The organism is Mesorhizobium sp. (assembly GCF_024509055.1).
Classification (GTDB): domain Bacteria; phylum Pseudomonadota; class Alphaproteobacteria; order Rhizobiales; family Rhizobiaceae; genus Mesorhizobium.
In genome coordinates this window covers 61,208-68,173 of the sequence record NZ_JANINM010000022.1, presented here as the reverse complement: position 1 = coordinate 68,173, position 6,966 = coordinate 61,208, and the positions used below count along the sequence as shown (strand labels likewise).

General features: G+C 64.1%; 6 protein-coding genes. All 6 read left to right on the top strand.

Annotation, left to right across the window (positions count from 1 at the left end):
* The first annotated feature begins 154 nt into the window (after window positions 1–154).
* The 6 genes from Q0L57_RS01555 to Q0L57_RS01530 all read left to right on the top strand — a co-directional run bounded on the left by Q0L57_RS01555 (window position 155) and on the right by Q0L57_RS01530 (window position 6,910).
* Window positions 155–1,150, top strand: coding sequence for a PDR/VanB family oxidoreductase (locus Q0L57_RS01555; protein WP_296736779.1), 996 nt, complete (start codon window positions 155–157; stop codon window positions 1,148–1,150).
* Between the two features lie 16 nt (window positions 1,151–1,166).
* The gene (add, locus tag Q0L57_RS01550; protein ID WP_296736767.1) at window positions 1,167–2,207 is read left to right on the top strand and encodes an adenosine deaminase; all 1,041 of its coding nucleotides are present in this window, start codon (window positions 1,167–1,169) and stop codon (window positions 2,205–2,207) included.
* An 87-nt stretch (window positions 2,208–2,294) separates the two neighbouring features.
* On the top strand, window positions 2,295–3,326 hold the full coding sequence (locus Q0L57_RS01545) for a BMP family protein (protein ID WP_296736765.1): 1,032 nt from the start codon (window positions 2,295–2,297) through the stop codon (window positions 3,324–3,326).
* Window positions 3,327–3,402: 76 nt separating this feature from the next.
* Window positions 3,403–4,917: an ABC transporter ATP-binding protein gene (locus Q0L57_RS01540; protein WP_296736762.1), complete on the top strand. Its 1,515-nt coding sequence runs from the start codon at window positions 3,403–3,405 to the stop codon at window positions 4,915–4,917.
* Complete coding sequence (locus tag Q0L57_RS01535; protein ID WP_296736759.1) at window positions 4,914–5,981, top strand: ABC transporter permease; 1,068 nt, start codon at window positions 4,914–4,916, stop codon at window positions 5,979–5,981. Before Q0L57_RS01540 ends, Q0L57_RS01535 begins: the two co-directional genes overlap by 4 nt.
* Window positions 5,978–6,910 (top strand): ABC transporter permease, encoded by a 933-nt coding sequence (locus tag Q0L57_RS01530; RefSeq protein WP_296736757.1) that lies wholly within the window; start codon window positions 5,978–5,980, stop codon window positions 6,908–6,910. Before Q0L57_RS01535 ends, Q0L57_RS01530 begins: the two co-directional genes overlap by 4 nt.
* Window positions 6,911–6,966: the final 56 nt, after the last annotated feature.

Genomic DNA, 6,966 nt, shown 5'->3' with positions numbered 1-6,966 from the left:
CGGCGTGGACTTGTGAAACGCTTTGGCCTCGGCGCGCCGATCGCGAGTTGATTGCGGAGCGGCATCGTAACTGGAGACATCGGTTCGACGTCATGATTGTCCGATTTGAATCAGCATCCCTGCCTTACCGCGAGCCGAGGAGGTGACCGTGGACATGCTGGGCTACGACACTGTGCAGGCGAACCGAACCGGCGCGCATCTCAAGCTTCGCGTTGCGGAGAGGCGGAACTGCGCGGAAGGCGTCGCGGCCTTCGAACTGGTTGCCGAAAACGGTGCTGAATTGCCCGCATTCACCGCCGGATCGCACATCGATCTCCATCTGCCTGGCGGCATGACGCGCCAATATTCGCTGCGCAACGATCCGGCCGAACGTCACCGCTATTGCATCGGCGTGCTGCGCGAGGTCGCCGGGCGTGGCGGCTCGGCCTACGTGCACGACCGGCTGAAGGCTGGCGACATGGTGGAAGCCAGCCTGCCGCGCAACGCGTTCGCGCTCGACGAGGATGCTGCGTTCTCGCTGCTGCTCGCCGGCGGCATCGGCATCACGCCGATTCTGTCGATGGCGCACCGCCTGTCGGCTCTCGGCCGCGACTTTGTCTTCCATTACTGCGCGCGCAGCCCTTCGCGCATGGCCTTTCGAGACGAGATGCTGGCCTCGGCCTTTGCCGGCAAGCTGCGCTTCCATCTCGATGACGGACTGGCGGAACAGAAGCTCGATCTTGCGGCCTTGCTCTCGCGTCGTCCGCCCGGCGCGCACCTCTATGCCTGCGGACCGGCCGGCTTCCTCGACGCGGTGATTGCCGCGGCAAAAATGGACTGGCCGTCCGAGGCGGTCCATCGCGAGTACTTTGCGAATGCCGGACATGCCACGGTCACCGGCGACAAGTCGTTCCGCGTGACGCTTGCCAGCGACGGCCGCAGCTTCGAGGTCGCGCCGGGACGCAGCATCGTCGAGGTGCTCGCCGAAAACGGCGTCGAGATCCAGGTGTCCTGCGAGCAAGGCATCTGCGGCACCTGCGTGACGCGTGTCGTCTCGGGCGTGCCGGACCATCGCGACCTGGTGTTGACCGACAAGCAGCGCGCGACCGGCGACCGCATGACGCCATGCTGCTCGCGCGCGCTGACGGATGAGCTTGTGCTGGATTTGTAAGGAAGGGTCGGAGCCGATGACATTGGACGTATTCGCAAAGGCGCTGCCGAAAGCCGAGCTGCATCTGCATCTGGCCGGCGCGGTGAAGGCCGACACTTTCCTCAAGTTGGCGAGGAAGAACGGCATCGCCCTGCCGCCATTCGGCGAGGTCGAGGAACTCTATCGCTATGACAATCTGGTCGACTTCCTGCAGATATACGATCTCGTAGCGCGGTCCGTCGTCAGCGCCGACGATTTCCACCTCATCGCCTACGAAGCGCTCGCCCATGTCGCCAATGCCGGCGGACGCTATGTCGAATTCTTCTTCAGTCCGCAGGTGCACCAGGACGCCGGCATCAGCTACCAGACGATGTTTTCCGCGATCCTGAAGGCCATGGACGATGCCGAGACCGATTTCGGCCTGGTCTCGCGGCTGATTCCGGCGATCAACCGCGAGCTGACGATCGATCGTGCCTTCGAATTCCTCGACCTGGTGCTGCCGTTCCGCTCCGACAAGGTGATCGGCATCGGGCTCGACTATGACGAAGAGCCATTCCCTCCGGCGCCCTTCAAGCCCGTCTATGACAGGGCGAAGAAGGCCGGGATGCGGCTGACCGCGCATGCCGGCGAAGGCGGACCGGCTGCCAATGTGAGCGACGCGCTCGACTTGCTCTCGGTCGAACGCATCGACCACGGCTACCGGGTCATGGAGGATCCGGCGCTGGTCAGGCGCTGCATCGACGAGGACATTGCCTTCACCGTCTGCCCAAGCTCGACTGTGATCCTGACTCACTGGCGCGATTTGACGGCGGCCGACCATCCGATCCGCACGATGCTCGACGCCGGGCTCAAGCTGGTGGTCGATACCGACGATCCGCCGATGCTGCAGACCGACCTCGCCAAGGAATATCGACTGCTGGCCGAGACCATGTCGCTCGATCGCAGGACCCTCGCCGACCTCGCGCTCAATTCTCTCGACGCGGCCTGGTTGGATGATTCAACGAAGCGCGCCTGGCGCGCCTCGTGGTCCGCGGAGATCGACGCGCTTCTGGCCAAGGAGGCTTCTCACGGCAACTGAGAATACCGCCCGGGAGAGGTGGACCGGAAGACAAACAAAAAACGGGATGCAACCCAAAAATGACCCCAGAGGGAAAGGCACGATCCTATGTTCATGATCTTCGTTAGAAGAGTTGCGGCGCTTTGCGCGCTAGCCATCGCCTGTATCGCCATCGGCACCGGGCTCGCCAGGGCCACCGAGCCCGACAAGCTTCGCATCGCGGTCATCCTGTCGGCCGGCATTGAAAGCGGCTGGGACGGCACGCTGATCCAGGCCCTGGAACGGGTGAAGGCCAAGAAGCCGCATGGCCTCGAGATCACCTGGAAGTACACAGATCCGCTTTGGGGCGACGATGCCGGAGACGCCATGCGGCTGTTCGCCGAAAGCGGCCAGTACGATATCATCTGGGCCCACAGCACCTATTCGGACCAGGTGAAGAAGCTCAAGGACGAGTTTCCCGATATCATGTTCGTCGTTGTCGGCTCCGGCAATGAGGGGCTCGGCGGCAACCAGTACTGGATATACAAGCGCGTGCACGAGCCGGCCTATCTGCTCGGCACCATTGCCGGCAAGATGACCAAGTCGAACAAGCTCGGCGCTGTCGGCACGTTCCCGGCCGACGACGTCAACGACGAGATCAACGCCTTCTTCGACGGCGCCAAGGCGGTGAACCCCAAGATCGAGCGCAGCGTCGCCTTCATCGAATCCTGGTACGATCCGGCTAAGGCGGCCGAATACACCTCGGCCCAGATCGCCACAGGCGCCGACCTGATCTTCCAGCTCACCGGCAACTTCAAGCCGTGCGAGGAAGCCAAGATCCTTTGCTTCGGCAATTTCCAGGATCAGCACTCGTTCTCGCCGTCGACGGTGCTGTCGAGCACGGTCGCGCAATGGGATCCTGACGTGAACCACGTCATCGATGCATGGTGGGCCCACAAGGCCGAAGGCAAGCCCTATGCCGGCAACACCGAAAAGCACTGGTTCTCGATGAAGGACGGAGGCTCGGCCATGGCGCCCTATGGCGAGCTCGAGTCCAAGCTGCCGGAAAATGTCCGCAGCGATGTCGACGCGTTGAAGGCCAAGATCATGGCTGGGACTTTCGAGGTGCCGGTCGACGTGTCCGATCCGAAGGCGCATTGATCTTCGAGAGACCGTCCGGCCGCGACGTTCCGCCAGGGCCGTCGCGGCCACTTCCTCCAGCCTTTCGGAACCTGCCATGTCCACTGCCTTGCGCGTCGAAGGCCTGACCAAGCGCTTCGCCGGCGTCGCCGCCAACGAGGACGTCCATTTCGACCTCCGCCCCGGTGAGATCCACTGCCTCTTTGGCGAAAACGGCGCCGGGAAATCCACGCTTTCGTCGTGCATCTTCGGCCTCTATCGCCCCGACAAAGGGCAGATATTCGTCCGCGATCAGCCGGTTCACATCGCCTCGCCCATCGACGCGATCCGCCATGGCATTGGCATGGTGCACCAGCATTTCGTCCTGGTCCCGGAATTCACCGTGCTGGAGAACATCATCGTCGGCACGCAACGCTCGGGCTGGCGGCTCAATGCCGGCGAGGCCAGGCGGAAGCTCAAGGCCATATGTGACGGCTACGGCATCGACATCGACTTCGATGCCTATGTCTGGGAACTGCCGGTCGGCCGTCAGCAATGGGCGGAGATCTTGAAGGCGCTCTATCTCGGCGCCGAGGTTCTGATCCTCGATGAGCCGACCGCCGTGCTGACGCCGGCTGAGTCGCGCATCTTGTTCGACATCATGCGCAAGATGTGCGCCCGTGGCCTGTCGATCATCCTCATCACCCACAAGCTCGTCGAGGTCATGCAGTCGAACCGGGTCACGGTGTTGCGCAAGGGCAAGGTCGTGGCCACGCTCAACACCGTCGAGACGTCTCCGGACGAACTCGCCCGGCTGATGGTTGGTCGCGAGGTGTCGTTTGCAGTCACCAAGCCGGAATTGCAGCCGGGCGAGACAGTTCTTTCCGTGGAAGGGCTGACAGCGCATGGCTATTGGGGCGAGGCAGTGCTGAAGGACGTCTCCTTCGCGGTGGCGCGCCATGAGATCCTCGGCATAGCTGGCGTCGCCGGCAACGGTCAGAAAGAGTTATTCGAGGTCTTGTGCGGCGTCCGCAAACCGCGCGCCGGCTCGATCAGGCTTATGGACGAGGAGGTTGCCGGGCTGACGCCGCGCTGCATGATGGACCGAGGCGTCGGCCACATCCCGGACGATCGCCTCCGCGAAGGCCTGGTGCCGGAATTCAATGTCGCGGAGAACCTGGTGCTTGGCTGGCAGCGCAGCGCGAAGTATCGCAGTGGCCCGCTGATCAACGGCAAGGCGATTGCCAGGCTGGCGCGGGAGATGATCGCCGAATACCAGATCGCCACCCGTGACGAGAAGGTAGCTGCCGGCAAGCTGTCGGGCGGCAATGCGCAGAAGATCATCATAGCGCGCGAATTCCTGCATGCCTCCGGCCTGATGCTCGCCAACCAGCCGACGCGGGGTCTCGATGTCGGCGTCATCGAATATGTCCAGGCGCAGCTGCTCAGGAAGCGCGCGGAGGGCTTCGCTGTGATCCTCGCCTCCGAAGAACTGAGCGATCTGTTCGGCCTCGCCGACCGCATCGCTGTGATGTTCAAGGGCGAGATCATGGGCATCGTCGATCCGAGAAAGACAACCGTCGGTGAAGTCGGCGCCATGATGGCCGGGCGCCGCGAAGGGACCGTCCAATGATCCGTTTCGAACCGAGAACCGAGCGCGACGGCTTGTGGACGGCCGCTTCCTTTGCCATGGCTGTTGCCGCCGGGCTCGCCGTCTCGGCGTTGCTGCTTGCCTCGACCGGTGCCGATGTCGGCCAGGTCTTCGCGGCTTTGGTGCAGGGCGCGGTCGGCTCGCCCAAGGCGATGGCCACGACGCTGGTCAAGGCGACGCCGATCATCCTCACCGGGCTCGCCACCGTCATCGCCTTCCGCGCCCAGCTCTGGAGCATCGGCCAGGAGGGCCAGGTCTTCGCCGGAGCCATGGGCGGCTACCTCGGCGCGCAGCTCCTGGCCGGAATGTCGCCGATGCTGTTCTTCCCGGCCGTGCTCGTCTTCGGCATGGCGGCCGGCATGGCGTTCGGTTGGCTGGCCGCCGTGCTCAGGAACAGCTTCGCGGTCAACGAGATCATCTCGACGGTGATGCTGAACTATCTCGTGATCTACCTGTTGTCCTGGCTGCTGCAGGGCGGCCCATGGGGCGAGAGCGGCGGCACCATCTCCTACCAGCAGTCGCCGATGCTGCCCGCCGATGCTTTCCTGCCCTCGCTGTTCGGCAGCAGCAGGCTGCATGCCGGCGTGTTGCTGCCGTTTCTGGCCGCGGCGATCTGCTCCATCGTGATGTCGCGCACCCCACTAGGCTTCGAAATCCGCGGCCTCGGCTACAATCCCGAGGCACTGCGGCACAAGGGCGTCGACATCGGTCGCACCGTCTCCATCATCCTGATGGCGAGCGGCGCTTTGGCCGCCCTGGCCGGCGCCATCGAGTTGTTCGGCGTGGCGCATCGGCTGCGCGCAGACAATCTGATCGGGCTCGGCTACACCGGCATCATCGTCGGCATGATCGGCGGGCTCAGGCCGCTTGGCACGGTGCTGGCAGGGCTCTTCTTCGGCGGGCTGGCGAGCGGCGCCGTCTACATGCGCGTGCTCGGCGACGTGCCGGCATCGCTCGTGCCCGCCATCCAGGGCATCACCCTGTTCTTCTTCCTCTGCGCCGGCGTTCTGGCGCGCTATCGCTTGGTGAGGGTCGCCGTCCAATGAGCCAGCTGTTCCAGGAAGCGATCATCGTCAGCATCCTTGCCGCCACCATCCGCACCATGACGCCGCTGCTCTTCTCGGCCATGGGTGAACTCATCACGCAGCGCGCCGGCATCTGGAACATGGGGGTGGAAGGCACGATGCTGACCGGCTCGTTCGCCGCCTATATCGTCGCGACGACGACTAGCTCGCTCTGGCTCGCCGTGCTGGCGGCAATCCTCGCCGGCGCCTTGATGGGCGTCATCATCGCCTTCATGACCGCGACCTTGCGTGTCGATCATTTCATCGCTGGCCTCGGCCTCAACCTGCTTGCCGGCGGACTGACGCTGTACTGGTTCCAGAGCTATATCCAGGGCAGGGCGCAGCCGACGTTCTCCGGCTTCCGCGATATCGCAATTCCGCTGCTGTCCGACGTTCCGTTCGTCGGCCCGATATTGTTTTCGCAGCGCGCGCTGACCTATCTCGCGCTGCTCTCGGTCCCGCTGGTGTGGTTCCTGCTCTACCGCAGCCGCTACGGGCTCGAGCTGCGCTGCCTGGGCGAGAACCCCAAGGCGCTCGACGTCAAGGGCCTGAGCGTGACTGCCCGCCAGTTTGCGGCGGTGATGGCCGGCAGCGCCATGACCGGTCTTGGCGGCGGCTTCCTCATGCTCGGCTTCTCCGACCGCTTCCTCGCCGACTTCACCGCCGGCCGCGGCTGGATCGTTGTCGTGGCGCTGATCGCCGGAAACTGGAAGCCAAAAGGGGTCCTGATCGCGGTGACGGCGTTTGCTTTCCTCGAATCGCTCGCCACCCATCTGCAGGTGCTGGGCGCGCAGGTGCCGCATCAATTGCTCCTGGCGCTGCCATACGTGGCGTCGATCGTGCTTCTGATGGGGGTTCGTTTCCGCAGCGGCCAGCCCGCCCGCCTCGGCATCCCGTATAACCGCGAATGATCCCGCGCGGCTGACATAGGCCACCTTCCTTGCAATGTTGCCGAGCTTGCGACAGC